The 26,372-nt window shown below is 50.5% G+C and carries 37 protein-coding genes; 2 read left to right on the top strand and 35 right to left on the bottom strand.

Annotated features, from left to right (window positions below; genetic code table 11):
* Positions 1-24 precede the first annotated feature (24 nt).
* The 35 genes from IBT46_RS24465 to IBT46_RS24295 form a co-directional block, all read right to left on the bottom strand.
* Positions 25-1,089 (bottom strand): phage baseplate assembly protein, encoded by a 1,065-nt coding sequence (locus tag IBT46_RS24465; RefSeq protein ID WP_200547777.1) that lies wholly within the window; start codon positions 1,087-1,089, stop codon positions 25-27.
* A gap of 19 nt (positions 1,090-1,108) precedes the next feature.
* Positions 1,109-2,983, bottom strand: coding sequence for a hypothetical protein (locus IBT46_RS24460; protein ID WP_200547776.1), 1,875 nt, complete (start codon positions 2,981-2,983; stop codon positions 1,109-1,111).
* Between the two features lie 121 nt (positions 2,984-3,104).
* The gene (locus IBT46_RS24455) at positions 3,105-3,395 is read right to left on the bottom strand and encodes a phage tail assembly protein (RefSeq protein ID WP_200547775.1); all 291 of its coding nucleotides are present in this window, start codon (positions 3,393-3,395) and stop codon (positions 3,105-3,107) included.
* Between the two features lie 2 nt (positions 3,396-3,397).
* A complete protein-coding gene (locus tag IBT46_RS24450; RefSeq protein ID WP_200547774.1) occupies positions 3,398-3,766 on the bottom strand; it encodes a phage tail tube protein in 369 nt (122 codons plus the stop codon).
* A 9-nt stretch (positions 3,767-3,775) separates the two neighbouring features.
* On the bottom strand, positions 3,776-5,281 hold the full coding sequence (locus IBT46_RS24445; protein ID WP_200547773.1) for a phage tail sheath subtilisin-like domain-containing protein: 1,506 nt from the start codon (positions 5,279-5,281) through the stop codon (positions 3,776-3,778).
* Positions 5,278-5,472: a DUF2635 domain-containing protein gene (locus tag IBT46_RS24440; RefSeq protein WP_200547772.1), complete on the bottom strand. Its 195-nt coding sequence runs from the start codon at positions 5,470-5,472 to the stop codon at positions 5,278-5,280. Before IBT46_RS24440 ends, IBT46_RS24445 begins: the two co-directional genes overlap by 4 nt.
* Positions 5,473-5,476: 4 nt before the next feature.
* A complete protein-coding gene (locus IBT46_RS24435) occupies positions 5,477-6,019 on the bottom strand; it encodes an ATP-binding protein (protein ID WP_200547771.1) in 543 nt (180 codons plus the stop codon).
* Positions 6,016-6,360, bottom strand: coding sequence for a hypothetical protein (locus tag IBT46_RS24430; protein ID WP_200547770.1), 345 nt, complete (start codon positions 6,358-6,360; stop codon positions 6,016-6,018). The genes IBT46_RS24435 and IBT46_RS24430 overlap by 4 nt, the downstream gene beginning before the upstream one ends.
* A complete protein-coding gene (locus IBT46_RS24425) occupies positions 6,360-6,752 on the bottom strand; it encodes a hypothetical protein (RefSeq protein WP_200547769.1) in 393 nt (130 codons plus the stop codon). Before IBT46_RS24425 ends, IBT46_RS24430 begins: the two co-directional genes overlap by 1 nt.
* 1 nt (position 6,753) lies before the next feature.
* A complete protein-coding gene (locus IBT46_RS24420; RefSeq protein ID WP_200547768.1) occupies positions 6,754-7,803 on the bottom strand; it encodes a major capsid protein in 1,050 nt (349 codons plus the stop codon).
* 107 nt (positions 7,804-7,910) lie between these two features.
* Positions 7,911-8,312, bottom strand: a complete 402-nt coding sequence (locus IBT46_RS24415) for a head decoration protein (RefSeq protein WP_200547767.1) — start codon at positions 8,310-8,312, stop codon at positions 7,911-7,913.
* Positions 8,312-8,899: a hypothetical protein gene (locus IBT46_RS24410; RefSeq protein WP_200547766.1), complete on the bottom strand. Its 588-nt coding sequence runs from the start codon at positions 8,897-8,899 to the stop codon at positions 8,312-8,314. Before IBT46_RS24410 ends, IBT46_RS24415 begins: the two co-directional genes overlap by 1 nt.
* A gap of 3 nt (positions 8,900-8,902) precedes the next feature.
* A complete protein-coding gene (locus IBT46_RS24405) occupies positions 8,903-9,763 on the bottom strand; it encodes a S49 family peptidase (RefSeq protein WP_200547765.1) in 861 nt (286 codons plus the stop codon).
* A complete protein-coding gene (locus IBT46_RS24400; protein ID WP_200547764.1) occupies positions 9,760-11,403 on the bottom strand; it encodes a phage portal protein in 1,644 nt (547 codons plus the stop codon). The genes IBT46_RS24405 and IBT46_RS24400 overlap by 4 nt, the downstream gene beginning before the upstream one ends.
* The gene (gpW, locus tag IBT46_RS24395) at positions 11,403-11,666 is read right to left on the bottom strand and encodes a gpW family head-tail joining protein (RefSeq protein WP_200547763.1); all 264 of its coding nucleotides are present in this window, start codon (positions 11,664-11,666) and stop codon (positions 11,403-11,405) included. Before gpW ends, IBT46_RS24400 begins: the two co-directional genes overlap by 1 nt.
* Before the next feature lie 9 nt (positions 11,667-11,675).
* Positions 11,676-13,655 (bottom strand): phage terminase large subunit family protein, encoded by a 1,980-nt coding sequence (locus IBT46_RS24390; RefSeq protein WP_200547762.1) that lies wholly within the window; start codon positions 13,653-13,655, stop codon positions 11,676-11,678.
* Positions 13,627-14,238: an RNA polymerase subunit sigma-70 gene (locus IBT46_RS24385; RefSeq protein ID WP_200547761.1), complete on the bottom strand. Its 612-nt coding sequence runs from the start codon at positions 14,236-14,238 to the stop codon at positions 13,627-13,629. Before IBT46_RS24385 ends, IBT46_RS24390 begins: the two co-directional genes overlap by 29 nt.
* Positions 14,239-14,369: 131 nt before the next feature.
* Positions 14,370-15,014 carry a hypothetical protein gene (locus IBT46_RS24380; protein WP_200547760.1) on the bottom strand — a complete coding sequence of 215 codons (645 nt, stop codon included), beginning with the start codon at positions 15,012-15,014 and terminating at the stop codon, positions 14,370-14,372.
* A 70-nt stretch (positions 15,015-15,084) separates the two neighbouring features.
* On the bottom strand, positions 15,085-15,321 hold the full coding sequence (locus tag IBT46_RS24375; RefSeq protein WP_200547759.1) for a hypothetical protein: 237 nt from the start codon (positions 15,319-15,321) through the stop codon (positions 15,085-15,087).
* A gap of 38 nt (positions 15,322-15,359) precedes the next feature.
* On the bottom strand, positions 15,360-15,827 hold the full coding sequence (locus IBT46_RS27615) for a lysis protein (protein ID WP_200547758.1): 468 nt from the start codon (positions 15,825-15,827) through the stop codon (positions 15,360-15,362).
* Complete coding sequence (locus IBT46_RS24365) at positions 15,824-16,363, bottom strand: lysozyme (protein WP_200547757.1); 540 nt, start codon at positions 16,361-16,363, stop codon at positions 15,824-15,826. The genes IBT46_RS27615 and IBT46_RS24365 overlap by 4 nt, the downstream gene beginning before the upstream one ends.
* A complete protein-coding gene (locus IBT46_RS24360) occupies positions 16,363-16,578 on the bottom strand; it encodes a class II holin family protein (protein ID WP_200547756.1) in 216 nt (71 codons plus the stop codon). Before IBT46_RS24360 ends, IBT46_RS24365 begins: the two co-directional genes overlap by 1 nt.
* A 282-nt stretch (positions 16,579-16,860) precedes the next feature.
* Positions 16,861-17,478: a hypothetical protein gene (locus IBT46_RS24355; protein WP_200547755.1), complete on the bottom strand. Its 618-nt coding sequence runs from the start codon at positions 17,476-17,478 to the stop codon at positions 16,861-16,863.
* Positions 17,478-18,518 (bottom strand): DUF968 domain-containing protein, encoded by a 1,041-nt coding sequence (locus IBT46_RS24350; protein ID WP_200547754.1) that lies wholly within the window; start codon positions 18,516-18,518, stop codon positions 17,478-17,480. Before IBT46_RS24350 ends, IBT46_RS24355 begins: the two co-directional genes overlap by 1 nt.
* Entirely contained in the window at positions 18,518-19,318 is an 801-nt protein-coding gene (locus tag IBT46_RS24345; RefSeq protein WP_200547753.1) for a KilA-N domain-containing protein, read from the bottom strand. The genes IBT46_RS24350 and IBT46_RS24345 overlap by 1 nt, the downstream gene beginning before the upstream one ends.
* A gap of 98 nt (positions 19,319-19,416) precedes the next feature.
* Complete coding sequence (locus tag IBT46_RS24340; RefSeq protein ID WP_200547752.1) at positions 19,417-19,779, bottom strand: RusA family crossover junction endodeoxyribonuclease; 363 nt, start codon at positions 19,777-19,779, stop codon at positions 19,417-19,419.
* The gene (locus IBT46_RS24335; RefSeq protein ID WP_200547751.1) at positions 19,776-20,288 is read right to left on the bottom strand and encodes a KilA-N domain-containing protein; all 513 of its coding nucleotides are present in this window, start codon (positions 20,286-20,288) and stop codon (positions 19,776-19,778) included. The genes IBT46_RS24340 and IBT46_RS24335 overlap by 4 nt, the downstream gene beginning before the upstream one ends.
* Entirely contained in the window at positions 20,285-20,911 is a 627-nt protein-coding gene (locus IBT46_RS24330) for an MT-A70 family methyltransferase (RefSeq protein WP_200547750.1), read from the bottom strand. Before IBT46_RS24330 ends, IBT46_RS24335 begins: the two co-directional genes overlap by 4 nt.
* Entirely contained in the window at positions 20,908-21,792 is an 885-nt protein-coding gene (locus IBT46_RS24325; RefSeq protein WP_234480279.1) for a DNA-binding protein, read from the bottom strand. Before IBT46_RS24325 ends, IBT46_RS24330 begins: the two co-directional genes overlap by 4 nt.
* Positions 21,793-21,853: 61 nt before the next feature.
* Positions 21,854-22,303: a PerC family transcriptional regulator gene (locus IBT46_RS24320; protein WP_200547749.1), complete on the bottom strand. Its 450-nt coding sequence runs from the start codon at positions 22,301-22,303 to the stop codon at positions 21,854-21,856.
* Positions 22,300-23,391: a conserved phage C-terminal domain-containing protein gene (locus IBT46_RS24315; RefSeq protein WP_200547748.1), complete on the bottom strand. Its 1,092-nt coding sequence runs from the start codon at positions 23,389-23,391 to the stop codon at positions 22,300-22,302. Before IBT46_RS24315 ends, IBT46_RS24320 begins: the two co-directional genes overlap by 4 nt.
* A complete protein-coding gene (locus IBT46_RS24310) occupies positions 23,388-23,552 on the bottom strand; it encodes a DUF4222 domain-containing protein (RefSeq protein WP_105595576.1) in 165 nt (54 codons plus the stop codon). The genes IBT46_RS24315 and IBT46_RS24310 overlap by 4 nt, the downstream gene beginning before the upstream one ends.
* Positions 23,549-23,803: a hypothetical protein gene (locus tag IBT46_RS24305; protein ID WP_200547747.1), complete on the bottom strand. Its 255-nt coding sequence runs from the start codon at positions 23,801-23,803 to the stop codon at positions 23,549-23,551. The genes IBT46_RS24310 and IBT46_RS24305 overlap by 4 nt, the downstream gene beginning before the upstream one ends.
* A gap of 202 nt (positions 23,804-24,005) precedes the next feature.
* The gene (locus tag IBT46_RS24300) at positions 24,006-24,530 is read right to left on the bottom strand and encodes a YmfL family putative regulatory protein (RefSeq protein WP_200547746.1); all 525 of its coding nucleotides are present in this window, start codon (positions 24,528-24,530) and stop codon (positions 24,006-24,008) included.
* Between the two features lie 25 nt (positions 24,531-24,555).
* Entirely contained in the window at positions 24,556-24,798 is a 243-nt protein-coding gene (locus IBT46_RS24295) for a YdaS family helix-turn-helix protein (RefSeq protein ID WP_200547745.1), read from the bottom strand.
* Between the two features lie 99 nt (positions 24,799-24,897).
* On the opposite strand from IBT46_RS24295, the gene IBT46_RS24290 reads away from it, so the two are divergent.
* Positions 24,898-25,581 (top strand): LexA family transcriptional regulator, encoded by a 684-nt coding sequence (locus tag IBT46_RS24290; RefSeq protein WP_200547744.1) that lies wholly within the window; start codon positions 24,898-24,900, stop codon positions 25,579-25,581.
* A gap of 39 nt (positions 25,582-25,620) precedes the next feature.
* Complete coding sequence (locus IBT46_RS24285) at positions 25,621-25,995, top strand: zinc ribbon domain-containing protein (RefSeq protein WP_200547743.1); 375 nt, start codon at positions 25,621-25,623, stop codon at positions 25,993-25,995.
* Positions 25,996-26,372 lie beyond the last annotated feature (377 nt).

Here is a 26,372-nt window from a genome sequence, read left to right as displayed (position 1 = left end):
TACGGTAAAAATAAGATTATCAGTTTATTGCCTGAGGACAGGGAACTGCGAATAGAATGAATAAGGCTGAACGAAGAACGCCTCAGGTGGCATCAATATCATGCGCGCGCGCGTTCCATCCCTGTCTCGAATAAAAGTGACTTCTGAAAGCAACCAAAGTGCTTCATCGATTCCAAATGCAGGAAGGCGGATCGGAATAAGCGTGTTTGGCTCCCAAAGATTACCTGCTTTATCTCTCCAGCTATCAATTGTTACCTGTAGTTGCTTTGACCTTCCATAGCGGCGGTTCATCTCCCAGTCAATACAGCTTTGAGCAAGGCGGTTGATATTCATGGTGCTCTCAACCACCACTACGCGATTACGATACCCCAGGTCGGCCACTTGTTGATCGTGAGCGGTTGCGAGGGTGACAGATGAGTATCCGCCCTCATCTGAATACAGAGCGTTTGTTGACATAGATACGCCGATGTAATCCGAATAACGTTCATCCATGGAAGACGTAAAGGATGCGTCTTCAATATTTTCGCCCTGCGCTATCCCACTTGCAGCGTTGCGATCACCTACACGAGTCATGTAGAGACTGCCATCAGGGAGATCGTAAAACAGCATCGCAGCCCAGCGGCATACACGGCTTAGCACCTCCTGAGTAGACTCCCCCCAGTTAAGCGTAAACTGAGGAACGATTTCCATATCCTCAATATCGCTCGCGACAGTAATGCCGTAGGGTGCAGCCAACTTTTGTGCTATCTGAAGCGCAGTGGACTGACTAATGACATTGTTCGGCCACTCAGCTGAACAATCCACCAGTTCTCTGCATCTCCCCCGGCCACTGACACGAATTTCATGTCGTGATTTAGAGATAACCGGGTTCCAGCGATCGATATTCCCCGTCATCACCAAATCATCACCAAGTCGTACAGTGCAAAGTTCGCCTGGGTTTACGAGCTGTTTTTCATTATTGCCGGGGTAGTAATCCATCAGGGAGAGACTGAACTCAGACGGCAGGCGTTCTATGCTTCGCGTAACGCTAATCTCGTCCCACCCGTTTATTACGCGCCCTCCGAGAGTCAAAAATAAATCATCTGCCATCTGAACCTCATAGGCCTGATTATTGTAATTCGTAAGTTTCTGACACCCTGCCACCATTCTGTCCGGTAAACGTTTTACGCTCGCCAGTTTTCTGATCCACCAGCGTCAGCTCTACTTTCATTTTGCTGTCCTGCATGGTCTGGTTGAGGTCCTTCAGGGCAGAGACCAATTTTTGATTCACACCATCCCCATCCCTATCATTCAGCGGAGAATAGATAGAGCCCCCTGAACTTTCTTGTATATTGTTATTATCTAAATCCTGTTTATCGCGTGGCACTCCCGGCCAATTGCGCTGTTGATCATTTAGAAAGCGATTATCGCGCTTAGAACTCCATTTGGGATCAAATATCGCATTATTAATCGCCCCACGAATATTTTCCAAACTGTATGGCTGCGAACCATTTTCATGGTGAATCATTGCCGCCATTAATTTTTCCAATACATCTGGAGAATGTAAATCAAGTCTAGAATCTGGACTAAATCCGGTCTTATTAGCCACATCATTAATATAAGCTTGCGTATTATTTTCTTTTGCTGGGGCGTAGGTGTGGATTATCCCGTTCAGGGTATTATTCCCCCTATCACCATAAAGCATCAATTGCCTAGCCATAGCTGAGTTACCATCCATTGATGTGTTAAATGTTACAAATCCGCCATTTTTCCCTGTAGAGTTAGGAGCCGAACGTAGATTTCCAGGATTATTATTCCTTATACCAAGTGAGTTATTTCCTGCCTGATTGTATGGAACAATTGAACCGACCGTTCCACGTCCGGTTATCGCGTTCATATCGCTATAGAGTTGCTCTGCGCGGAGTGATGGTCCATAAAAGCTGTTGAGTTTTTTTATTAAATCCCCTGATGCATACCCAAGCTTAAGGTCCAGCCCCTCTTTCCAAGATAGCGTATTTTTAAACTCATCATCTGATCCAGCCCTGCGTAAAAGATCGGCTTGCTTCCCACCACGATTGAACGTAAGTATTGAACCAACTGTTGCGCTATCAAGACCATGCGCCGTAATTTGTTTAATCTGATCTACAGAAGAGCGTAGTGCTTCAGACTGACCAAGCCATGATTGCCCTTTCATCAATATCCCATCATAGGCCGCTTCAATCTGGTTAAGCTGCTGCCTAAACGATAGAGCATGCTGAATATCGGCGTCATTAAAAATTAGTCCATCCCTTCGAGCCTGATCTTTTAAGCGTTGAACTTCCGTAGTGGTATTGCGAAGAAGGCTTAGCATATCTGGTGACAAGCTGAGTTTTTTGATAAATAGGGCCTGTTCTCCCGAGGACATATTTTGCATGGCCTCATTGATATCCTTCACTAATTTCCCCACATCAGCCAGACCTTCCTTAGTTTTACTGATACCAATACCCTTTGCATTGAGCACAGCAAGGAATGCTGCATTCTCACCATATGCAGCAGCAGTAGCTTTATCAAAAAGGTCAGTAATAGAACCTTCAGCGTCCTCCCTTGCACTACCGTTCTCAATCATCGCACCAGTGAGCTCCTGGAATGCGTCAGTGGTCATGCTAATATTTTTTGCTATTGTATCGATTCGATAACCTGCATTAGCAAACTCCACCATGTTATTTTTAACAATGTTCACTGCCGCTGCAGCACCACCAAGACCCAGCGTTAAGCCGCCCACCATTTTCAGTGGTGGAACCAGGTCACTGATAAACTGGACACCTTCGCGCGCATTCCGGCTCAGCACATCAAACCGCTTATTCAGATCGTCCAGATTATCCCTGGAATCCTGCCCACCCAACTCCAGAGAGTCGCGCGTTTTGTCCAGTAGCGGATTGAGGTTTTTTACAACATCCTCAATCCGCATTATCGCCGCTGACGCCTGATCGCTGGCTGTCAGTTCAAAATCAAATGAATTAGCCATTATTTGCCCGCCTTCACCTTGTTAATGCGACGGGCCTGATCCGCCCAAAAATCTAACCGGGTACGGGTCAGGGACCACGCATCATGTGGCCCCCACCCGTAATACTTCGTGACCTCTGCCGCTAGTCTTTGCCAGTCTCCGAGGGATTGAAGGTCAAAAAACCCATCAGGTAGTCCTCGCACTTCCGGTAATCGGTATAAGCCAGGCCGCCCAGAACTTTCTCGGTAAGCCCAGAATTAAGGGCAATAAGCAGCTTCATTGCAGCCATTCCGTTTTTTGAACGCTGTAGTTCGTAGAACTGTTCAACCTCAGAGAGTACTGGCTCTTTAAGGTCAATTTGTTCATATCGTACATTGGCTAACTCAAGCGGCTTACTGAGGGGAATGGATTTAGTTTGTTCAAGTACTGCCATAATTAATACTCCGTAACCGAACCGCCTTCCCAGCGAACATCAAATACCGCATCTTCGCTATCAACATCCTGCGCGTTAACAGACCACATGTTCTCGCCGATGATGGTTTTACCGTTAGCCAGCTCAACAACAACTGAGACATTAGTCGAATCGTTAATACCGGCTATTGAGGTGCCGCCACTGTCGCGAGCCTGATACGAAATAAACGGTACGCGAGGTTTCTCTTTGTAACCATGCACCGTGTCCATCCCGACCAGTGAAGTACGTTCAACCTTGCTCGGACTGTACTTGAACTGCCCCGCCACCATGACCGTTACCCCGTCGATAGTCACGTATGCTGTGCCAGCCAGGCGATTAGTTGTATCTCCCATAAATCCCCCTTATGCCGTGGTCTGCGCGCGGCGCCACTGATTGAGTAATGCAAAAATTTCTAACTGGTCAATCAACGTACCCGTCCACAGCACATCAACACGACGGGTGTTGCCATTATTTCGCTCAACCAGCAGAGTTTGTGCGAATGCTGCTGCATCCTGCACATAACCGTTGTATTCCAGCGTTCGATACTGAGCGATTAGTTCGGCGCGAATCACATTTGGCGTGACGATCGCTGACCCAGGTGCAAATCGTGTTCCATCGTTGGCCAGTTTCATGCGGCTGAACTTGGAAGTGATCTGCGTACGAAGGAAGCGAGTGACGAACATAAGAAGAAACAGCGTCTCAATATTCAGATAGCTGTCGTCAACATCACCAAACTTATTTTTCTGGTAAGTGGTGATCGTTTTCTCAACCTGGACAGAGCCATCATCAGCGACGGTGAACGTGGATACTCCGCTGTACAGCAGATTGTTTCGCTCGGCCAGATTAAATCGACTTTCCAGAGGCGGCGGTAATACACCGTTAATAGTCAGGGTTTGTGTTGGACGACCAGGATCGTTGCGCAGGCTTGGTGCGATCGCTCCGGTTAAGGCCGCTCCCCAGAGATAAGCTGGCGTGGGCGAACCGTTGATACCCAGTAGGGTTTCATGTTGATTATTACGCGCAGCTCCAGCTGCCGACAACGATCCATAGGTGCCCGTCAGCGCGCCAAAAGCATGCCCGTAAAGTTGCTCGGAATAAGACCACCGTCCCGTGGCATCAGACAGAAATTCTTTTAAGGCGTCCAGTGATGTCGTGTCGGTGTAGGGGTTCACAATAAAATCAAAAGCACGATCCTGAAGATTACCCAGCGCATCAGTCAATACTGGTGATCCAGCACCACCAGCCATCGGCGTAATTGTCAGGCTCATTCCAGAAGGGGTTTCTTCCCCCCCGGCAGCACCCTGATAGTTAAGGCGGAGATCAATTCCGTTACCATGCGCCCCTTTATTTTTTGCTGTCAGGTTAACTGTATCTGTTGCTACAGCGTCAACTGCAGCAGAGACCGGTAACTTGCTTTGACCGTTTATAACCGCTGCCAGAGACGTAGCCACCGCAGCCTTATTATCGGTACTCACCACAGTTAGTTGAATGCGCATGCCAGCAATATAAAGAGAAAGTACGCCGGTTGAGGCGGCGGCCGCTACCACCTGAATCTTACCTGTTGCAGCCACGGTTCCGGTGGCGCCATCAGCCAGTGGAAGCACCCATATTTCAGCTGAGATGTCATTGGCGAGATAAGCAATCATCATATTGTGCAGCATTGACCCGCTACCACAGATACCAGCAACAGCTGAGTCAGAAGAAACTTTCTGAGGTATGTCAGGCGATGCGGTTGCTGTAGGCAGCATCTGCCCAATCAGTAACGTGCGCTGCACCGCAGTAGCCGTATTCGCCATGGAGTTATCAAACTCCGCATAGAAGAACGGGGCGCGCTGACTGGCGGGAATGCGAGCAAATGGAACAGTCATTGGTTATTCTCCTGATCCTTCTTACCTGCAGCCACCTTCACCGTGGCGTTCGGATCGAACGTTTCAACGTCGCCATCTTTCAGACGACGACCCCAAAAAATGTTATCAGGCACCTGTTCGCCGGATTCAGGCAAAAAGGTGCCCTTAACCGGATCGCGCACTGCACGACCCGGCGTGGGTTTTACAAACATAGGATTACTCCAGATTGATTTTTACGAGTGGTTCCGGGGTGCCATCAGGCATGGAAATGCGGGCATCAAAGCCTTCGAGCGGTTCGGATTCAATCTCAAAGAATTCCTCCGGACCCTGGTAATATTCGATATCCAGCTCCATCAATAGCTGGGCAGTATGCCCCTCTCCACCCGCATCAACATCGATGGTCGAACGAACCTGCCGGAACTGCTGAATTTTGCGAGTGAGCTCGTAACCATTGATCACCGCACGCTCAACCTGCTCACGCAGCTGCTCAAGGGCTTCTTCAGCTTTTTCCGCTCCGTTATCCTCCTGCTCGTCATCAAACTCCTGCAGGCGGCCGGTAATGCGCACTGTTGTCACTGTCGTGAATTGAGGCACATTACGGCCCAGTGAATTTTTCACGTCGATCGGTGTTTGCACCAGAATTGCCGGGTATTGTTCCGAGGTGGTAGGCCAGTCTCGGGGTGAATAAATCCTGTCACCCGCATCTGTTTTATTCTTCAGGGCATCAATAACCAGAAGCCTGACTTCTTTAGCATTCATACTTTGACCCTGTTAAGAATAAGCTTCGTCCCGCCATGGCTGTCCGGCTGAACGTCAGCAACGGAAAACAGAGTATTGACTGGAACTCCGCCCACCACCCCTACAAACACGCGGTCGCCCTGTCTCGGCCGCGCCCTGAACTCAATATCACGCACACCCAATACCGGAGAAGTAGTATTGATTGTGCTGCCATCGTCCAGTGGCTCAACGTCCTGTGTGTACGCGCGATCGAAAATACCGCTGAGGGTGTAGGGATTACCTCCAACTGGCCGGTAATCAACCGGATCGCCAAAGACGCCATGAAGTGGTGACAGCAAATGTCGATCCCAGTTGATACCCATTAATCCCCCGGCTGCACAGAGACAGCTGCTGCCGCAGGAATTAAAGCAAGCCTGCGAAGGTGTTCAACATCTGCAACTACACCCAAACCGATCAGCCGACGTGCATCTTCAGGTGAAAGCATCAGCATTCGGTTCTCAGGGTAATTCTGGCCGTCATGCCGCACCGTATTACCCTTAGTGACAACTACAGATACGGTCCCATCATCCGGCACATCACTATCACTATCGTCAGTGTCGGTGTCGGTGTCGGTGTCGGTGTCGGTGTCGGTGTCGGTGTCGGTGTCGTCAGGATTATCGGGGTTTTGAATATCTGCACCCAATATTTCCTGACCTCCCACCAACAACTCGGGCGGTAAGCCGCCCAGATCGCTATCCTGGGTTTTCCTGGCCATATCAAACCACCGTAGCGCAGAGCGCAGCGTTAACACGACTTGGAATAACCAGAGGCGCAGACTGAATCATCAGCAGACGTTGCGCGGGGTCTTCTTTCACCCAAGTTTTAGGCGCATACGCCAAAGCGCCGTAATTAAACGCAGGATCAAGAATCACTCCAAAAGCTCGCGTTCCCATTAAATCTGCGCCAGACATAATCACTGCGCCGTCTGGAATCATAGGCTTCTCGATATTATCCAGTGGGTCGATGAACCAGTCGTTATACAGCCATAGATCGAAGTTACCCCAACGCCCCTTATAGACAGCACCTTTCTGGGCCTGCGGACCAGCATTAATCTGATTACCAAAAGGGCTAAGTGCAGGGAACGTAATGGCGTTATCCTTGATCGTGGTATCAAGCCGGAACGCTTTCCAGGATTTGCTGGTGAACACCAGGTCAGTCGGAACAGCGCCGGAATTTTTGAGGATTAGCGTTTGCCACTCTTCAATATCATCCGATGGCTGAGTGTTAGTCGCGCCCACTGCGACTGTTAGTGGCCATTTATCCGCACCACTCAGAGTTATGGTCAAATCCGAAGAACGCCCAAAATCCACTACTTTCGTTTCGTAACCTTCTCCGGCGACCGTGACTTTACCTGAAACCATGGCGCTACTCGCCATCCACTCAAGGCGGCGGTTGATCATGTCAATCTGATCAGCCATCTCAAACTGGAGGTTTAACATTTCGCGTTCAGCTGCAGTGTATTCACCACCAATACGCTCACCAATCTGACGGCGGATAGGTTTGCGCAGATCAGGAGCGCGCTTGTCTTTGATATAGGCTGGTTTGAAGGTATTAGTCTGGTATTTACGACTCTCTACCAATTTACCCTCTACCAGAGGAGACACGAATGGGGCCATACGGCGAAGACCAACATCCACATCAATGGCCACTTCTTCCGTTTCGTAAGTTACAACGTTAGGGAAGAAGCGATCCAGAAGCCAGTTTTGACTGGTCTTCAGGTTAGGGACAACCTGCACCAGCACGCTGGTATCAAAAATATTTTCCATTTTCAGTCTCTTAATTATGCCGATGCCAACACCGGCCAGAATTCAGGATGTGAGCAACCCTGCCGGGAGTTGACTGGCATAGATGCTATTTCGGTCGTGAAGTTAAATCAGGATACGGGAGCCTGGATGCTGTCGCGCAGGAAAATAGCCAGCGGTCGTAGTGCAGCTTTCAGTTCAGCAGCAGTCCAGGAGGCATCAAAAATAAGGCGATTTTGATTAAACTCACCCATCAGGTAGACGCCGCCTGTTTGTACGACTGTCGTAGTATCAACGTCATCCACTAAGATAGCTACAGGGCTTTCGCTACCGTCAGTTGCGCTCTTTTTAGATTGAACAAACAATCCTGTTGCAGTTATTGCGCCCAGCACAGTGCCACGTTTTAGAACCCCTGAAACACCAATTGTCACCGAGTCCGTGACAAGCTGTAGCGGTCCGGAAACTAACTGGTCAGGTACAAAGACCGCACTTTTAGCGCCGGGTCCAAACTGGTTTTGCCCAAATTGTTCCATTATTTATCACCCCGTGATTTGTCATAGAGGCTGGTCATTTTACTGACCAGTGCATTTTTACCGGTTGCGGGCTTATCGCCGTCCGGACCCAGCCTGACGCGTTCATTTTGCATACGCGAATCCAGTGACTTACGGCCAGACACTGGCGGTGATGAAGCACCCATAGTCGCCAGTGTCCCCACAGCTTCGCTTACGCTCATGCGAGTGTTGAACGCCAGGTGTGCAGCCATATCTGGACGACCTGCTGCATGCTTGCTACCGAAAATCGCTGCGCAGCGCCTGCGTTCAGCACGCCGACCTTTTTTTACGTCACGACTTTCATCGTCTTTTTCATCATCATCTTCTTCTTCAGCGCGACGGGATTTTGCATTTTTGCCATTATCTTCATCGTCACCCTCGGCATCCGGATCGGTGTCATCGTCGTCTTCCATATCTTCGCGATCATCATCGTCTTCGGCATCTTCATCATCGCGCTCTTCTTCAGCGCGGCGAGATTTTGCATTTTTGCTTTTATCTTCATTGTCACTCTCGTCTTCCGAGGACTTTTTCTTCAGGCCCAGAAGGTGAGCGAACTTAAAATTGGACATACGTTAAACCCCTGCTTCAGTGAGTAATTTTCGAAAGGCAGCATCAGGTGTCATTACCCCATCAGCCAGCCCAAGATTGACGCCTTCAGCCGCCATAAAACAGGCAGCCTGAGTATTGCGGACAGTTTTCTCAGCAATCCCCCTGTTGCGGGCTACGGTGCTGACGAAAAGCGCACCCATCGTATCCACATCATCCTGAATTGCAGTTCGGGCCTGATCGGACAGCTTCACGTAAGGATTGCTTTCAGCCTTGCGATCGCCATAGGTAATAATGCTTACCGCAAGCCCATCTTCTTTAATTCTCTGTGACCAGTCACAGTGGATAACAATCACCCCAACTGACCCCACACCTCCGGTGCGTGGCACATGAATACGATCTGCTGCACTGGCAAGGGCGTACGCCGCCGAATAAGCATTTTCTGTCAGGATTGCGTGTATCGGCTTTTTTCCTCTGGCGAGATAAATTTCATCCACCAGATCAAAGCATCCCGCCACCTCGCCGCCAGATGAGTCAATATCCAGACAGATTCCGGTCACTTCGGGATCATTTATTGCGGTCAGAAACGACTGCCGAATACCGTCATACCCTGTCATGCCGCTGTAGGGACGCAGAGAACCCAGTTTTTGAACAAGAGTGCCCTGTATGGAAATAATCGCTACACCATCCACCACGTCATAACCGGAGTCCTTCTTTCTGGCTTTACGTGTAAATGTGTCATCATCTCCCAGCCAGTCGGATGCCAGGGTATTCATGCGGGTTATACCGAAGCGGTCCATCATGGCAGCCATGACCACTTCTGCTTTTTGCGGGTGCAGCGCCAGTGGCGTATTAAAAAGTCGCTGCGCAAGATGCGGTAAATTCACTTAGCCTCCGGGTCTTTAATAGTTTCAGGGGCCAGGATTTCAGCCTGTGCCCAACTTGGTAATGGAAGCCCACGCTCTTTAAACGCGGCAATTTCTCGCTCCCTCTGATCCAGCATCTCCTCCCAGTCTTCACCCGCATTTTCAGCGGCTTCAGTTTCCAGCGTTGAAAGACCGGCATCCATACCAAGAATGGCCCCCTTTTTCTCGGCAACGGGGTCTACCCAGCCACGACCCGGCCCCATCCAGCGTGCGCGGCAATATGCTGCGCGTGCATCAAGAAAGTGCGGAGCGCCTGCAGGAAGCGGCAAATCTTCTGTGTCATGAATTTCTTCAATAAATGCTGACAGAATGGGCTGAGCGAAGCCGGCAGAGAAGTCATCCCTTCGCCGGGTGAGGGTCTTCCAGGCTTCAAGCATCGCTGAACGCGCAGAGCTGTAATTCACATCAGACCAGTCCTGCGTGACCTGCTGTGTGGAAAGCCCCGTTGCTGCTGCGATGTTCCGCAAAGCAGCACTTTCAAAAACTTCAAAGTTACTGTGTGGTCGGGCAGCATTGACTGCTTCAATACTTTCCCCTGGATACAGAATGGGCAGCCTCGAACCATTTTGTAGCGATATACGGCGATCATTATGGAAATCCACGCGACCATCCTGGTATGCGCCGATGCTGGTATCGTCGAAATTCTCACCCATCGCAGACTCAACCATTTGCGGGTCGTATGGTGATGTTATGTAAGCACCAAAGACAGCGTTCAGGATTGCAGCCTCCAACTCTGACTGATCGTACTTAATCAGCATTTTTAAGCGCTGTACAACCGGAGTCAGAATTCCATTACCCCGGTGCTGAGAGGCTCGATCATGATCGTAGTCATGGACAACATGAGGCCTACCCCATGACGTTTCACGCTCAATCCTTTGCCACGTCATTGTTTTTGCGCCGCTCCACCAGTCGCCTATGTGCGCTTCACGAATGTGATAGGCCACCGGCGCACCGTCAGCATCTATTTCGACACCACCCCGAACGTTCGGCATATCGAAGTTCTGTTGCGGATTGCTTAACCGGTCAGGGTCCACGATCTGCAGAGTAGTTGCGTACCGCCCACGACCATGGCCAAGCCTGTCCGGCCGATACTGGAGAATGGCCAACGCATCACCATCCAGAAGCTTGTGTCGAAACCCGAGGCGCAACATCTGTGAAATAGTTTGCTTGCGTTCCACATCGCAGAACCGTCCCGGATCATTTGCCCATGAGCGCCAATGAGCCTCAACGACTTTCCCGTACTCATCAGCCCATGTTGAGTCGAACGCGCTGTTACCGGTCATCAGTGCCAGCATTCGATAATCTGGTTTCAGGATGGGGCGAAAATTCGCCCCAACAGCATTATCCAGAACACGAGTAATACTCCCACTGGCCCAGCCATCATTCCGCGCGAGGTCCCGCACCCGCGAGACAATACGATCGCGATAAATATTGATTTCATTGTCAGGTGACCAGAGAGAGGGCTGCCAGTTTGCCAGCTGATCGCTGAATGAATCGGCAGCGTCGTAAGGAGCACGACTCCCACCCACCAGCATCGACTTTCTTGGTTGGGTCGATGACAATGGCTGCCCATTCAACCCTAAAATTTTGATGTCGCTCATCAGAATCTGAACCTCATTGGCCTGCGGGGACGAGGAACGATACCCAGCTGTGCCTGAAGCAACTGAATTAGAGATGCAAGGTCAGCAAGCGTCGACTGTTGATAGGATACCGAGCGAGTGCCATCACCCTGCGTGTAAGAAAACGACACTCCGCGCGCTCCGGCAGCAAGATCAATGTAAGCCTGCTGAGCTTTCGTTAACGCCTCCCGCAACTGCTCAGACGTCATCGCACCAGTCAACAGGCTGGAGTTACGGTTAAACATAAAAATTCCTTACGAGGGTAGGAGTTGTGAAAGGCGCTTACGCTTCGGTTTTTCCGGTTCAGTGACAATTGCACCTGGCAGACGGAAATTCGTCTTTTCTTCCTGCTCCTGTGGCGCTGGCAACAGGCGGTCAGGATTAACCACAATATTGTCCGCAAGTTGGTTCAACTTCAGTCCGAGATAAAACAACCCGCACAACGCTGCATAGCTGTACACCCTGCAGTCCAGCGCTTCATTCGCCCTTCCGGGGATTTGCTCCCAGACACGATAACGCTGACCGCCAGATACCTTAAGAACAGAGCGCTCAGCCAATAACTGGCTGAAGTAGTTCAGATCACGATCAACAGGGAAGTGCATATAACTGGCTGCTGATTCACCCGGCGCAGGAGCCTCAATGTGCAGGCGACCGCGAATGGTATCTTTAGCCGCATTTACGCCGATAATGATTGGCTTAAAACTGGACTTCGAACGAGATGTTGGTTTCTTCGTAGGCCATACCGGAGAACGCTTACCCCCACGAGCGGATTCACCCTTAATTGCCCATATCCGGCGACCAAGACGCTCTTTAGCAAACTCGTAAACTTTTTGAGTATGATGACCACCGGAGTCCATGCAGGCCGCCATAATCGTAAATCCACGGCCGTCTGCACGACGCCAAATCTGTTTAAGATAAGCATCAAGACGCAGCCATGGCTCATTGGTTTCCAGATCGCCTTCTATGACATCGTATGAAACCGACCAACTTTCTTCATTGCGTCCCCATCCGGTGACTTCAATCTCGAATCGCCCATCCTGCGTATCAATCCCGGCACTTAACACCGCCACACCATCAGGAACTTCAGCAGCGTAAACTTCGCAACGCTCCAGCAACCTTTTTTCGCTAAGTGCCTTTTCGCCACGATCCTCATAGGGTTCACCCAGCACAAGGTTGATGAACGTCTGGCGCATCAGAGGGTCGTTTTTAACACGCAGCCATTCAGCAACCAGGTACTTCCACGCTGCATTTGGGAAAAGACTGTATCCCGCCCAGATATGAAATCCGGCATGCCCTTTAAACGGTTTACTTGCGCGCCACTCTCCATGCTTCACCATCGCTGATTTCTCGTTGTGATGAATCACACAACCATTGTGGCGACAAACGTAATACGCGGATTCAGGAATACCTTCCCCTGCTTCATCCTTATCCCACTTGATACCGTAGGGTGTATCCGGTCCTCCCCACTCAAGTACCTGATGCTCTCCACAATGAGGGCACGGCACAAAGTAGCGCCGCTGGTCGCTTTCTTCGTAGGCTTTTTCGATACGACTCGTGCCTTTAACTGTTGGCGTTGAGCCCAGCGCTATTTTACGATTCCAGAATGTTTCTGAGCGCTTAATGCCCAAGGCTATCTGGTCGCCCTCCACGCCAGCCCCACCTGCCGGATAACCATCAACTTCATCAAACAGAATGATGCGGCAAGTAATTCGACGAAAACCGCCTGGGCTGTTAGCACCCACCAGCGTTAAGTTCGCTCCGTTGGCAAACGTCTTCTTGAGGATTGTCTGATTACTGTCCTTCGCCTTGGGATCACCACAGATTTCCGCCAGAACAGGCGTATCGCGTAGCATTGGGGCAATTTCGGTTTTGCTGTAGTCCTCAGCATCTTCAACGCGCGGCTGAACAATCAGGATCGGCGATGGATCATGCGCCAGATAATACCCAACGACATGGTCAAGAATTTTGGTATAGCCGACTCGTGCCGACTTCATAACAGATATCTGAGTTACGGACGGGTCGGTAATAGCATCCATGATGCCGTCCTGATAGGCAAAAGAGCGGAAACGCCCGGTTTGGGCGCTGGTTTCTTTTGACAGGATGGCGTACTTATTGGCCCACTCGCTTAATGAAAGAGGCTCGGGTGGTCTAATATCGGACCGCCGCTGACGCAGCTCCCCGGTGAAGTTATTCCAGGCTGAAGCGTTAGTTTTCTCCCCGGTTGTTTTCTGCATCAAGGCTTAATTCCTCCATAGCCTCGTAAACCACCTCCTGCAGTGCCTGAACAAATTCCGCGTCGTTGGTGGTAGAAGCCAGCACCCTTAAACGGGGGCCGTGTTCAGGAGCAATCGATATCAGCCGGGTACGCATGCGCGCGTATTCATTTCCGACAGCCTCGATCATGTCTTTGTAAGGGAGAACCTGGCCAGACTTGATGTCGTACTCGAGCTGAGTAAGCAATGCCAGAAAGTTTTCTTTCATCTGCCGTGCTTCGTCCAGCGTCATAGTAACGCCACGCTCAGCTATCATACGCTCGACGGTTTTAGCGGCAGATTCAGGGCGGTCAGGATCGTTTTTGTTACCTGTTTTGTTACCCGACGATCTGTTACCTGATTTGTTACCCTGTTTGTTACCTTGCGTGTTACCTGCTTTATTTTTTTCTGTCCGGGTAACAGTTTTTCGGAAGCGCTCAATGTTAGCATTCGATGCTTCAACATCTATGTCATCACCATCCAGAACCAGCCAACCACGGGCCTTCCACGTCGTTACCGTCTTTCGGCTTACACCATGAAGTTTGGCAAAATCTGACTGGTTCATTTGTTACCCACCTTGTTACCTGTTACCCAAATTTCAAAAACTCATAGCTAGACGCAGAACGCGGCGCGCAATGCCCGTGCTTTACAAAGTCGCCAGGAGGGACCCATTTTTTCATAGGGTGACGTGCGCATTCACTTGGCCGTCTTCATGGCTTCTGCTACCGCCCTGCTCAACTCGGTCGGCATCAAGGCGCTTGCCATTGCCTGGGCCCGACTGAAGTAGCCAAGCGTTGGATTCACTGGCAACGCGTCGCCGAACTGTATCAACAGTTTAGGCGCGCGAGTTTTCACACGAGGCTGTCGTACACCATTAGCTGAGCGTTTGCGCCTCTTTTTTCCCTTTTTAACCTTTTTTGCCTTTCGTCTCTGCCATACGCCATTAGCCCCACCTACATCACCGATGAACACGTTAGGCTTTGCTTTTAACTGAGTCATCTTGTTGCGGGTAAGGTTGCCGTACTTGTTCAGCTTGATGTTCTTGGGATTAAGCAACGCCTGGCTGTTCAGTTTATGCTGGCCACCAAACTCGAATGGCTCCAAATAGTTTGCAGCAGTATCCATCACGAATATCTTTGCGGTCAGGCTACCCTTTCTCGCACCGGACGATCGAACTGAATTAACTGTGAATGGTGTTGGGCTATCCAAATGACGATTGAATGCTGTCTTTTCTGCTGCTTCAATTTTTCGTGCAACACTCGTCAGGGCTTGCGCTGTTGCGAACGGAAGTTGCTTTCGTACTGCTTTTAGTTGGGTGGAAAGTTCTTTTAAACCAGCCATAACCACCCTCTCTGTTAGTGACCGGCACGCCAGGCATTGTGATAGCAATAAAAAAACCGCCCGGGGGCGGTTATAGGATTATTAGCTTGGCAATAATTTGCTCTACGTCATCATCCGTATAATATTCTTTAAATGGATAATATATCGCTATTTTCTTGCCAATCTCTTGAATTAAATTTGCTTTACGCGCTGAAATCTCGATGTCTTTATAGTCATCAGCTGTCATGGCGCCGATATCAAGATAATACTCTTTACGCCCTTCTAATGCGGTTTCTATTAAAGGTAGCAACTCTTCAACTGTATACATTTTCTCTCCTCAAAAGGAAAATGTACTCGAAAAAATCCTTATTTCAAACACTGCTCCCTGATGTACTGCTGCAGGTAGTTCACTTGTCCGGTAATGGTGATGATCCCTTCTCTGAGGGTGAAATAATCCCGTTCAGCGGAGTCAGTAAGTCTGGGGGCGGTAGCATCGCCCAAGCCGCTGGTTGTGGTCGCTCCGTTCGAGGGGCACCTAGCGTTGAGCTGCAGCCGACGCTTGCCAGTAGCAACATCACGCTCAAGCTGATCGATAGTAGCTTTAGCATCGGCCAGTTCTCCGGTGTATTTGGCGTCCAGCGCAGCGACATCGCGCTGGCGCACCTGCATATCATTGATTGTTTCCTGCCGTTGTTTGGCGAGCGTGGTGGCTTCATCCGCGCGCTTATCAGCAGCCTGGTACTGGCCGTGGTAATAGACCGCAGCGCCGCCAAGCAATATCAGCAGGAGCAGGAACACTGCGACCAGAACCAGAGTTATTTTAGTGTCTTTCATTGGTCCAGCCCCCAGCATGCCAGAGCAGATTCCTGATCCCGCCGCTCAACCTGACCGTAGCAGCCAGTTGCCTGCCCCTTCGTTAAGCGGCAGTCACGACCTTTGTCATGCACCCACCAGCGCATAGCCTCACAAGCGCCTTTGCGATCGCCAGCATTCAGGCGCTTATAGAACGTTGAAGGCAGGCAGTTCCCGGGGCCGATGTTGTACGGGCAGAACGAAGCGATTCCGGCTTTCTGTGGCTCAGTCAGTGGCACCTTGATATTTGTCGCCACCCAGGCCAGCGCCTTACGTTCCTCGATAGCGTTCACTTCGGCGCATTTCTCAGCGGTTAATCGCAAACCCTTCACAACCGCTTTGCCGTCAACGTGGATCACACCACGGCAAATTGTCCAGATGCCCGAACTGTCCAGATAGGCCACCTGCCGGTTACCTTCTTTCTCGTTCAGGAACTGATCCAGAATGACTGATGCAGGAGCGCCAGCCAGAACAAGGCCCAGCACAGCGGCGCTGAGTTTCGTTTTCAGATTTGCCATTAAAGACCCCGCGCTGCTTTGCGGCGGTCTTCTTTAATTTTGAAATAAAGATTCGTCAGATAAGTCAAAAAGCCAAATGCCAGGCTACCCAGCACACCAATTGCTGCCCACTGCGACGGGGATACCTGATCGAGTAGCTGTAGCACCCAGAACCCGGCACTACCGGCTGATGAACCGTAGGCCATGCCTGTTGTTAGTTTGTCCATGCGATACATACTCTCACCCCCGGCATTGCCGTGGCGCTGTGTGTTGGATGAAAGGGAATAGGCAAATCAGATGCAAGGTGAAGCGATTGCCAGAGCTATTCGCCTCACTAACTGATTCAAATGATTTTATTGATGTGCGGCCAACAGGACGTGGCGCAGAAAACAAAAAACCCCGCCGAAGCGAGGTTTTGAGTTTTTTATTCGATTGCTTTTTGACGCTGCCATCGTGGCGCAGCTCTGCCAAGCATGAATTAATTATTCATATTTTTGGCCCGTTTTCAACACTTATTTTCAATCAGGGTTCTCTCCCTGAATTTTACGCTTCACCGCCAGGTAAACCTTTGCCCGGAATATCTCAAGACACCAGCGCACACGCTTTCTCGCTTCGTTGTCAGACAACCACGGAGCCAGTACCTGCACCTCGCGGGTAATGTCGGAAATCTTGTCCCGGCTGGTGTAAAACTTCATGCCGACAAGGTAAACCGGGTCATCTGATTTGAACGTATTCAGTACCACTTGTTCGATGAAATCAGCATCATCATCCAGTGACGACCTTTCGATCATTTCTCGCAGCGTCACCGGCCACAATATGGCCTTAGCCCGACCAAAGGCGGCAGCGCCTTTGAAACCTTCATTACGTGCCTGGTTCAACGCTTCTGTGATTCGGAGTAGCTGATCATCATTCCAGTCAGTTGCTTTAACACCGGCACAGAATTTACCTATGTTCTCCAGTCGGTACTGGTCGCGCGTTTTACCGCCAACACAATCACCCCATGTTGAGATAAGCGATTTAATCCAGCCTGATTGGATGGTTGTTAGTGGGGTAAATCTTCCGAGCCAGCTTTTGCGTGGCGCTGCAGCAATAGTCGCTAACCCTGCGGCATGTAATCTGCGTTGACGAGGCGTCATCAGTTCTTTTCTCCCAAGATTTTTTTACCCGTGGCAATCACACCGATCGCCAGGACTCTGTCCAGAACGCGCAGAAGCAGTTCAGGCTGTGTGCCGTACTTCTCTTCGAACGCGCCTACATCAGCATGAAGTTCATCGTGATGCGCCCTGCAAAGCGGTATCACGAATAAGTCATGCGTCTTTGTTGCCATGCCACCCAGGCCGTAGCCGATCAGATGGTGTGGGTCGTCTGCCTGCCTTCCACAGCACAGGCATGGTTGCTGTTTCACCCATCGGGTGTACTTCTCGTTCGTCCAGCGACGGCGCTTTGGCCGCTTCATGAAGGATTCGGGCGTTTCCGGATCGATTGCCAGCTCTACCACCTGAGCAACTTTCTCTGCCAGTTCAACAGCGGCAGCTGGCTCATGCCGGATATCGGATTCTCTCATCGTTCCATGTGGTGCAGGTAATGCCGGTAATTTGAGAACACGCCGCGCCAGAGAGTCAGGCATCTTGTCTGCGACGTTCTTCATTGCAGCCCACAGCGCCACTTCGGGCAGCGTGACGTGATGCCCCTCCGGCATCTGAAAGCCTGTCTGTACGCGGTACAACAACCACTCGGCTGCATTCTTCCGCGCCATTGTTTCCAGTGCCGGTGATGACTCCTGCTCTCTCAGGCGGTTGTCGCACTGATAGCAGAGCCGCACTGCTGATTTGCCGATGTTAAGAATGGTTTGACCGTGGCTGTGGTCCAGTCCGTTATTCTGGCATCCGGTGCCGATGTGGCGTTGCTGCGGTGAGGTTAACCAGTTGGCCAGTGCGTCACGGCCACCAGCTGCACTGATGACCTCGTCGGAAGACAGGAACATCACTACATCAGGATCATCCATCAGCGGCTGTGCAACATCAACGAGGCGACCGGAGGGCAGGCTCTGCATAAACTCCGGCAGTGTACTTATCAGAACGCGGCCAGACTGGAACAGGGGCATAGCCTCACTACCCGGCTTTAACAGCACGGTGCCAAGCTGTTCAACACGGAACGGCATAAGGATCGCTCGCATCACTCCCCCTTGTTTGAGGTGAGCATCAACCGGATAAGCTCCGCTTTCGTTGACGTATAGAAATGCGGCTGTGTCTCTCTTGGATTGCCGGGGCTGGTCATGTTCTTACCGAATCGCATCCCCCTGGCCGTTACCGACCAAAACTCTTTGCGGCCATTTCTGGCAGTTGCGGAATTGCTGGGGCGTGAGAGGCGCTCAACGATACCCAGGTGCTGCAGGCGCTTATATGCCTCTGCTGTGGTAACGGACAGTTGGTTATCGCGAAGGAGTGTTGTCAGGGATGTTGTAGGGCGGCTGGAGCCATCAACTGCATCAGAGGGCGCATCTATCGCGTATTGCGGTGCCAGATTTGGCAGGCCGACAGCATTCTGTAATTTCTGACATGCGCCGAGCACCGAAGAATTAGAGAGATTCAGCTCTTTCCGCATGAACCCGATAAGCGTGATGCCTGCCTGTGTCATGTCGTGTGCTGAATGATTAGTGTGACCGGTCACGACAGCATCGAACGTGCGAATAACTTTGAGATGAAATGCTGGGCTGATCCACATGGCATACGCATAGACCAGCTCTTTGCAAACGTAAGTGCCAGGCTGTAAACCACCGCGCTGAACTTCTGCAGGGGCAAACGCCAAATATGGCGTTAGCTCATTTATTAACCCAGTGTAAGACTCTGTTCGGGTCCAGCGGTTTGGGCTGTGCCGGTCTTCTCCACCAGCAGTCCTGTGTAAATCATTCAGGCAGTAACGCCCGTCTTTGTCCTGGCGTACAGAAACGCCATCAATTACGAGTAATTGATTCATGTGATCTCCCAAGTTAGTTGTAAGCCACCAGCGTCTGCAAACAACCGGCGGCACTGATCAAATGTACAAGCTTCGCCTGAAAACACAACACTGCATTTTCATATTTCCTTAATAAATTCATTGATCATCACCTCCGCTTTGCCGTGACATGTCACACTTCCCCACTCCACTACCATCCGTTTTATCTGGCTGTCATCAGCCCAAACGCCAGCATGTGTAAGCCCGTCGAATAGAGCTTTCTGGAAGTTGTCCAAATCGCGTTTAGCCCTGGTTGGTGGGTACAGAACAACGTGGACCTCAATATCGTGATTTATCGCCTGAGGGCGACGGCGCAACTGTTCGTACACTGCAGCAATCGCACTGACCCGATATTTTCGACCACGTTCGCTGATAAGTGCGCCCTTACCAGTTGAGCGCCAATAGCCATTTACGCTGGGAGGGAAAGGCAGAGTTAATTTCATAAATCGCCTCCCGGTTTACCTTCACGAGAGAGCGCTTCAATGACTTTGACGAAGAAGACTGGACTGACCCACATTGCATAGGCATATGCCAGCGCCCTGCAGAAATATGAACCCTGATCCAATCCACCATGAATGACATGCACCTTTTCCCACCTTTCACCGGGTAGTGCCTCAATAATTTTTTCTGTGGACTTCAATCTCAGAAAGTATGGAGGCCTGTCTTTTTGCAGTCCTCCAGACGCTTTATGCAGATCATTTATACGAAATAACTTTTCTTCGTATCTCTCAATCTGAACCCCATCTATGGTTAGCGTTTCTTTAAGGTCAGAGTTTGTCTTTCGTCCATCACTTTCTGGGGTGTGCCCAAATTTGGATACACCCCCACCATCAATCTCGTCAGCTTGAACTGCTGAAACATCGATCTTAATAACCAGATTTTGATGCGAGCAGACTTGCTCACATCTCTGAGAGTGCTTTGAGGCGCCAGCTTTGATCAAGATATGCGTCATTCAACTCTCCCCGGCAGCAGCTGCACACTGCTCTCGCACTCGTTACCCCAGATATGCCAGCCCTCTGCGGGGCGGCGGGCAAACAGCTCAATACGTGGAACATCACCGTAGAGCAGCTCAAGCCGGTAACGGGCCTCCGCTGGCTTTGTGCTGTGCTCACTCATGCAGGAGTAGATAACCTGTTTCACCGAAGCACTGGCACGCTCAAGGCCTTTTCCGCGAACTGCCACCAGCACCGATTCCTGATTGCCACGGGTGTAGTTGCCGGGATTCATGCGGGTTTCGGCATTAAGCATCAGCAGCAGGTCGTTGAAGTCGTGAATAGTCTGCTCTTCAAGTGCGCGGTTGAAACGCTGCTCTGCCAGCGCGTTGAACTTCACCCAAGTAAACAGGAACATCTGACGAACATCGAAGCCCCACGCCGCTGCAAGCGCTTTAGCCTCTTCGTCATGGGTGCCGGTGTACCACATTGCCAGAACAGCGTTATCAGCTGACAGCTCCCACACGGGGAGCCTCTTCAGTTCAGTGAGTGACATCGTGCTGTAATGGTTATCAGCCGCACCGCGGCTGATGGTGTTCCCGTACTGCCACGGTGGGTCAGCGTAAATCAGGCTGTATTTCATGCTGATTCTCCGCTGCCGGCTAATTCTGACTTCCCATGCTTTTCACGGTACTCAGCCAGGATTCCCATCGCTTCGAGATACACATCATCCGGTGCGGTGTAACCGTCATCAGTGAAATCAAAAGCTGCCATCAACTCCACCAGCCGACGGGCTTTACCTGCGTTGAATTGCGGGATGGCGGCTGCTTTGGTCAGTTTCTTTTTGCCTGATGCCCTGGCCTCGGCCAGTTTCTCGGTGGCAACCGCGCCAGCTTTAGTGCCGAATTCGCGAGTCATTGAAACCGCTGTAGTAGCCGCCACTTCACCGGCCTGTACCATCCCGATCAGCTCGTCACCACACTCCAACAGCTGCAGGTGATGCCGAACATCCTCAACGGACCGTTTAACTTTTTTTGCAATTTCGGCTTCAGTTTTCCCCTGGTTGTACATACGCAGATAACCATTAGCCCTATCTATCGGGGACAGCGCCTTGTTTTGCGTGCTTGTAATTTGTAGTGCAGTCAGGTCTGCCTCTGTACCTTTTGCGTCTTTACACTCCAAACGAGCTATCTCATGACCAGCCTCATTTGCAGCCAGCGCAGCCAGATAACGGTGGTGGCCGTCGACAATCTTCAGGCCTTTGTCTGTCACTTTTACAGCCAGCGGCGGCAGTTCTTCGCCATCCATCATCAGATCGCGGAGATATTCAACGTGAGCTGGGTCGATCGGGCGAATGTTGTAGCCAGGTTCGATGTAAAGCTCTTTCAGGCCCACAAAATACGTTTTGCGCGGCACGATATCGGTTTCTGATTCTTCGCGGTTTTTATGTACGATTGAAAGTGAACTCATTTGCTTACCATCTCCATAACCAGTGCCAAAATCAGGGTGAGAATCAGAACGCATGCCGTCTGGATGCTGTGATAAAAAATCTCGTTGCGGCTGAAGTGAGCCTTAATTTTGCTTTTCAAAAGTCTCTCCAGAGGTCCAGATGTGGAACTGATACCGAGCTAACGCTGCTGCCCTCAGGATGTGTCCGAAGTGCGCCGCCGCAGCTAATGCAATGCTCACGGCGGGCAGCTGCACGGCCCCGTGTTTCCTCGTCTTTAGCAGCGTCCATCGCGAGCAACCAGAAGTGAGCAGCACGACGCCACAAACCTGCTTTCTCGCGAGAGAGCGCCTTTTCACGCAGCGCGCGGTACTTCTGGTTTGATTCAGTAAATTCGTCTTCCTGAACCAGACGGTATGAATACGGGTTGTTGTTCACCGTGTGGCGCTGAAGCACTTCACACACCAACAGTTCGGCCAGCAACGTCTGAATCACCCGGCGAGGTATCCCGGCACCATCGGCGATCTGTTTTGCGGAGCTGTCAGGGTGACTGCGTACGAACTCAACGGCCTTATCACGAATATTCATGCTGCTTTTCCTCCCGACACACGCCCTGCGCAGTCTTTCCAGATGCTGTTCCAGCGGCTTACCGCAAAATCTGCACGCATCCCACGAACACCGGCTTTGCTGGCCTCAGCCTTGACGGTCAGCTCCAACTGGCTTGGGTTTCGAAGCGGCTTAGCACTCCCAATGAACCGGCGGTAAGCAGCGTCGCGCTCCGTGGAATCATCAGGCTGATTGTCCTGGTGGGATTTACGCCCAGCTTTCGCCCATGCCTGAGCGCCGAGCAGATTCGCGGAGAATTTGCCAGGATGGAAAATCGTTGCGGGCGTCAGGTATTTGGCCCACTCAGTTCCCAGCCAGCGGTCCGCCATGTACTCGACCACGGTTTCCAACTCTTCCTGGGTGTTACCGTCAACCAGACGAGCACGGATGTTCTCCAGCGTGGTTTTTGCTGTGGTGTACTTTGCCCCGGTCATCAGGTTCAGGTGCTTCAGGACCAGAATGGCCTGATCGGTGATGTGAATTTCTTCAGAAAAATCACCACTCCGGTCAGCCGCTGAAGGCGGTTGGCCAGAAGTGTTTTTTATCTGTAAGTGATCTTCTGTGTAGTGATCTGTATAGAGATAAGATTCGTCGATATTGCCGCTCAGATTCGGCGATATTGACGTTTCCATTCGGCGATATTGCCGTTTGGATTCGTCGATACTGCCGTTTCCATTCGTCGATATTGACGTTTCCAGAGAATCCGGGAAAATCCGGGCAATTAACGCATCGCCATCTACGCGGTAATGCATTTTCGGCGTGCCATTCACTTTACGAGTGTCAGTAAAAATCACGCCATCCAGATAGACTGTGATCATCTTCTTCACGGCTTTCCTGACCTGCTCGCCATTCACGCCGCGAATCTCTGCAGCCATTTCCTTGTGTTCCTTGTAAAACCATCCGCCACCCTGTGCAGACTCCTTTCCTGACCAGAACACCAGCTGGTTCAGGATCGCCCCAAGGAGATGCACCTGAGGATCACCAGCAAAGTAGTCAAGATATGGGGCAGGAATGGTTATGCAGTTACCCTGCCCTGACATTGCCTGCACAGCTTCGAAAATCTTACTCATAAGACCCTCGTGAATTTCTTGCGGAACAGTTCCAGCGGCTGCATGCACTCATGCTCATAGCCTTCCCGCAGATAAATAACCTGCTGCTTTTCTGCATCCCAGCGCACGACGCGTACGAGAACGCCGCGTGGGTCGCGATAGATTCGGTTGAGTTCTGTCATAGCAGGCCACCAGATGCGCTCTTTGAGCCGCGACCACGCTTAGGACGTTCACTCTTCGGTGTGGTGTATGTCGCTGCCTGCCGGGCGTGATACAGGCAGTCGTCAAACATCGCGCCCTTCTTCGATGCCTGGCTGCAGCGGTGATAGTGATCGACACCAGCGCGTGAGCTGGCTATGGCCACATCTTCAGGAAAGCCCTCTGAAATCAGCTTCTCAATGATGTGCTTTTGAATGAAGTCGACAGGGTTCACGGCGTACCCCCCCCTATCGCATTGAAATTCTTCCAGTGACTTTCTACATCCACCTGTTTCCACTCGGCCTGGTAGTTGTCAGCCGTTGAAGCACAAGGTAACTTCTCTTCATAGACGAAAGGGCCATCAGCCACTACGACACAACGTAATTGCGGAATGCCAGCGTTTATGAGTAAACTGTTCATGTGATGTTCTCCCAAGATCATTCGCACCGAGGGCTACTAGCTGCAAACTGGTAGCCCTCAACTTTTCTGGCTGTCAGTAACTCAATCGCATCAGCCTGAGCACCATGCAGAGCAGCCCACGCCAAAAGTCCTTTAGCCGTATACTTCATGTAATTAAGCACCTGCTTGCCTACGTGCTTCAGCTCAGCACGATCAACAATCCCATCTTCTTCAGCATCAAGTTTTGCCTGGGCGACAAGCCCGCGGGCAGCATCCGCACGCATCTGAATGTTGAACAGCTCGACGTTGTCCATTTCTTCAGGTGAGGGAATTTTGATAGCCAGTAACCCCTTACGTGCCGCCTGGTATTCAGCAAGCAGGACAGAACCAGAAAGGTCCTCCATCAGCTCAAGGTCGGAATGGGAAAAGAACCGGCACCCTTTTTTCTCGTACAGACTGTTATTGAATTGATCGATGTTCATGCCAAGAGCAGCTGCCATCGCAGAACGGCCACCAGCCAGTTCCTTGCACATCGCTTTTACTGTCGCTTTGATATCCACCATTTCTATTTCCTTTAGGTAGTTACGCTTAGGCAGCAGGCGTCATAGAATTCAGCTCAGGCCAAATCTTTGCCCAGTCATCTGGGTGAAGATCCTTACGGCTAACAGAACCATTGGAATTGGTTTCAATTAGCACGGATAAAGCAGGACCCAACTTTTGCTTTTTGCTAATAGCTTTCCGCAGGTATTCAACAGAGGTACTGCATTTGGCGGCAAAGTCTCTTTGATCGCCGATCGTTAAGGCATTTAGATAGATTCGTAGTGTGTCCATGTTTCCTCCTGTGTTTGTTAGCCGAGTATACTTGCAAGTAAACTTTAATCAATACTCACAGGTCATTTACCTGTGAGTAATTTTTAGTAAGATGCAGGCATGAAAGCAGACGATAAATCCCAAGTATTTGAGTGCCGCCGACTTAAGCTAAAAGAGTTGGTTGAGCGCTATGAAACTCAGAGAGCCTTCTCTGAGGCTACTGGCATTGATGTGACAGTGGTGTCCAGAATGCTCTATCCGGAAGGTAAGGCAGGGAAGCGCAACATCGGTGAGCAATCAGCCAGGCAGATAGAAGATGCGCTCAAGCTCGGTCGGGGCTGGATGGATGGCATATCCAATGAAAAGAGCAATATCGCTTTTGCTGGTTTTAACGAGCCTGCTGGCAGCTATCCTGTTGTCAGCTGGGTTAGCGCAGGGGCATGGTCTGAAGCTGTCGAGCCATACCACCGAAAAAGCATAGATCGCTGGTTAGAGACCACTGTTGAGTGCTCTGAGAATTCCTTTTGGTTAGACGTAAAAGGGGACTCAATGACAGCCCCGGCTGGTCTCAGTATTCCTGAAGGAATGGTGATTTTAGTTGACCCCGAAGTTGAGGCGACGAATGGTAAATTGGTTGTAGCCAAGATTGATTCTGATAATGAAGCTACTTTCAAAAAATATGTTGTGGATGCAGGCAGGAAGTTCTTGAAAGCCTTAAATCCTCAATGGCCAATGACCGAAATTAATGGAAATTGCCGAATAATTGGCGTTGTTGTTGATGCAAAGATTGCCAACCTACCTTAATAAGTCATTGATTATAATAAAATAAAGGAGAAAACCCAAATGACGCTTTTAATACTGGCTGCTTTCTTGGGCCTGATTACTGCCTTGATTGCTCAAAGCAAAGGCAGGTCATTTGGAGCATGGTGGCTGTATGGTTTTCTATTATTTATCGTTGCCATTGTTCATGTTCTGTTAGTTCCTTCCTTAAGAACGGCAACCTCAAAATCCCATGAACTACGCGACTGCCCTTACTGTGCCGAACCAATCAAATTGCAGGCTTCTAAGTGCAAACATTGCGGTAGCGAAGTTGTGCCCCTGCCATCAAAAGCTGAAACCCATGGTGACGGTACTAAAATCGCATGGAACAGGGTGGCGGTCTTGGCCCTTTCGGTTGGAATTACATTCATTATCATTAGATTTTTTGGTGTTAAGTAAATTTTATACAACCAAACTCTCCCCTCTGTTTCTCTTAATGCCCTCATATAGCGCCTGATACCACTGCATAATTCATACCTAAATAACCCATCAATTCATATCGTTACGCGAAAACACTATTTTATTTACTTGTAAGTATTTACTTTGAATTTACCTGTAAGTATATTCAAGTCTATCCACTCTTGTTAGGCCAAAAGTAGTGAGATAGGCATTACGATTCCTTGCTGTTGGGGAATAGCAGGATGCATCTCGCCTGATGTGCTTAAAAGCAGGCGAAGTTTTACGAATGCTGTGTGTAGTCTTGGCGGTTGGCAGGGTATTGCCAACCAGGGTAGATAGTTTACAGCCCTGTTAACCGCCCTTTTTACTCAGCTCAC

This window comes from Erwinia sp. S38, assembly GCF_016624545.1.
GTDB lineage: Bacteria > Pseudomonadota > Gammaproteobacteria > Enterobacterales > Enterobacteriaceae > Erwinia > Erwinia coffeiphila.
Note: the sequence above shows the minus strand (reverse complement) of the source record. Positions and strands in the feature narration are given on the sequence as shown.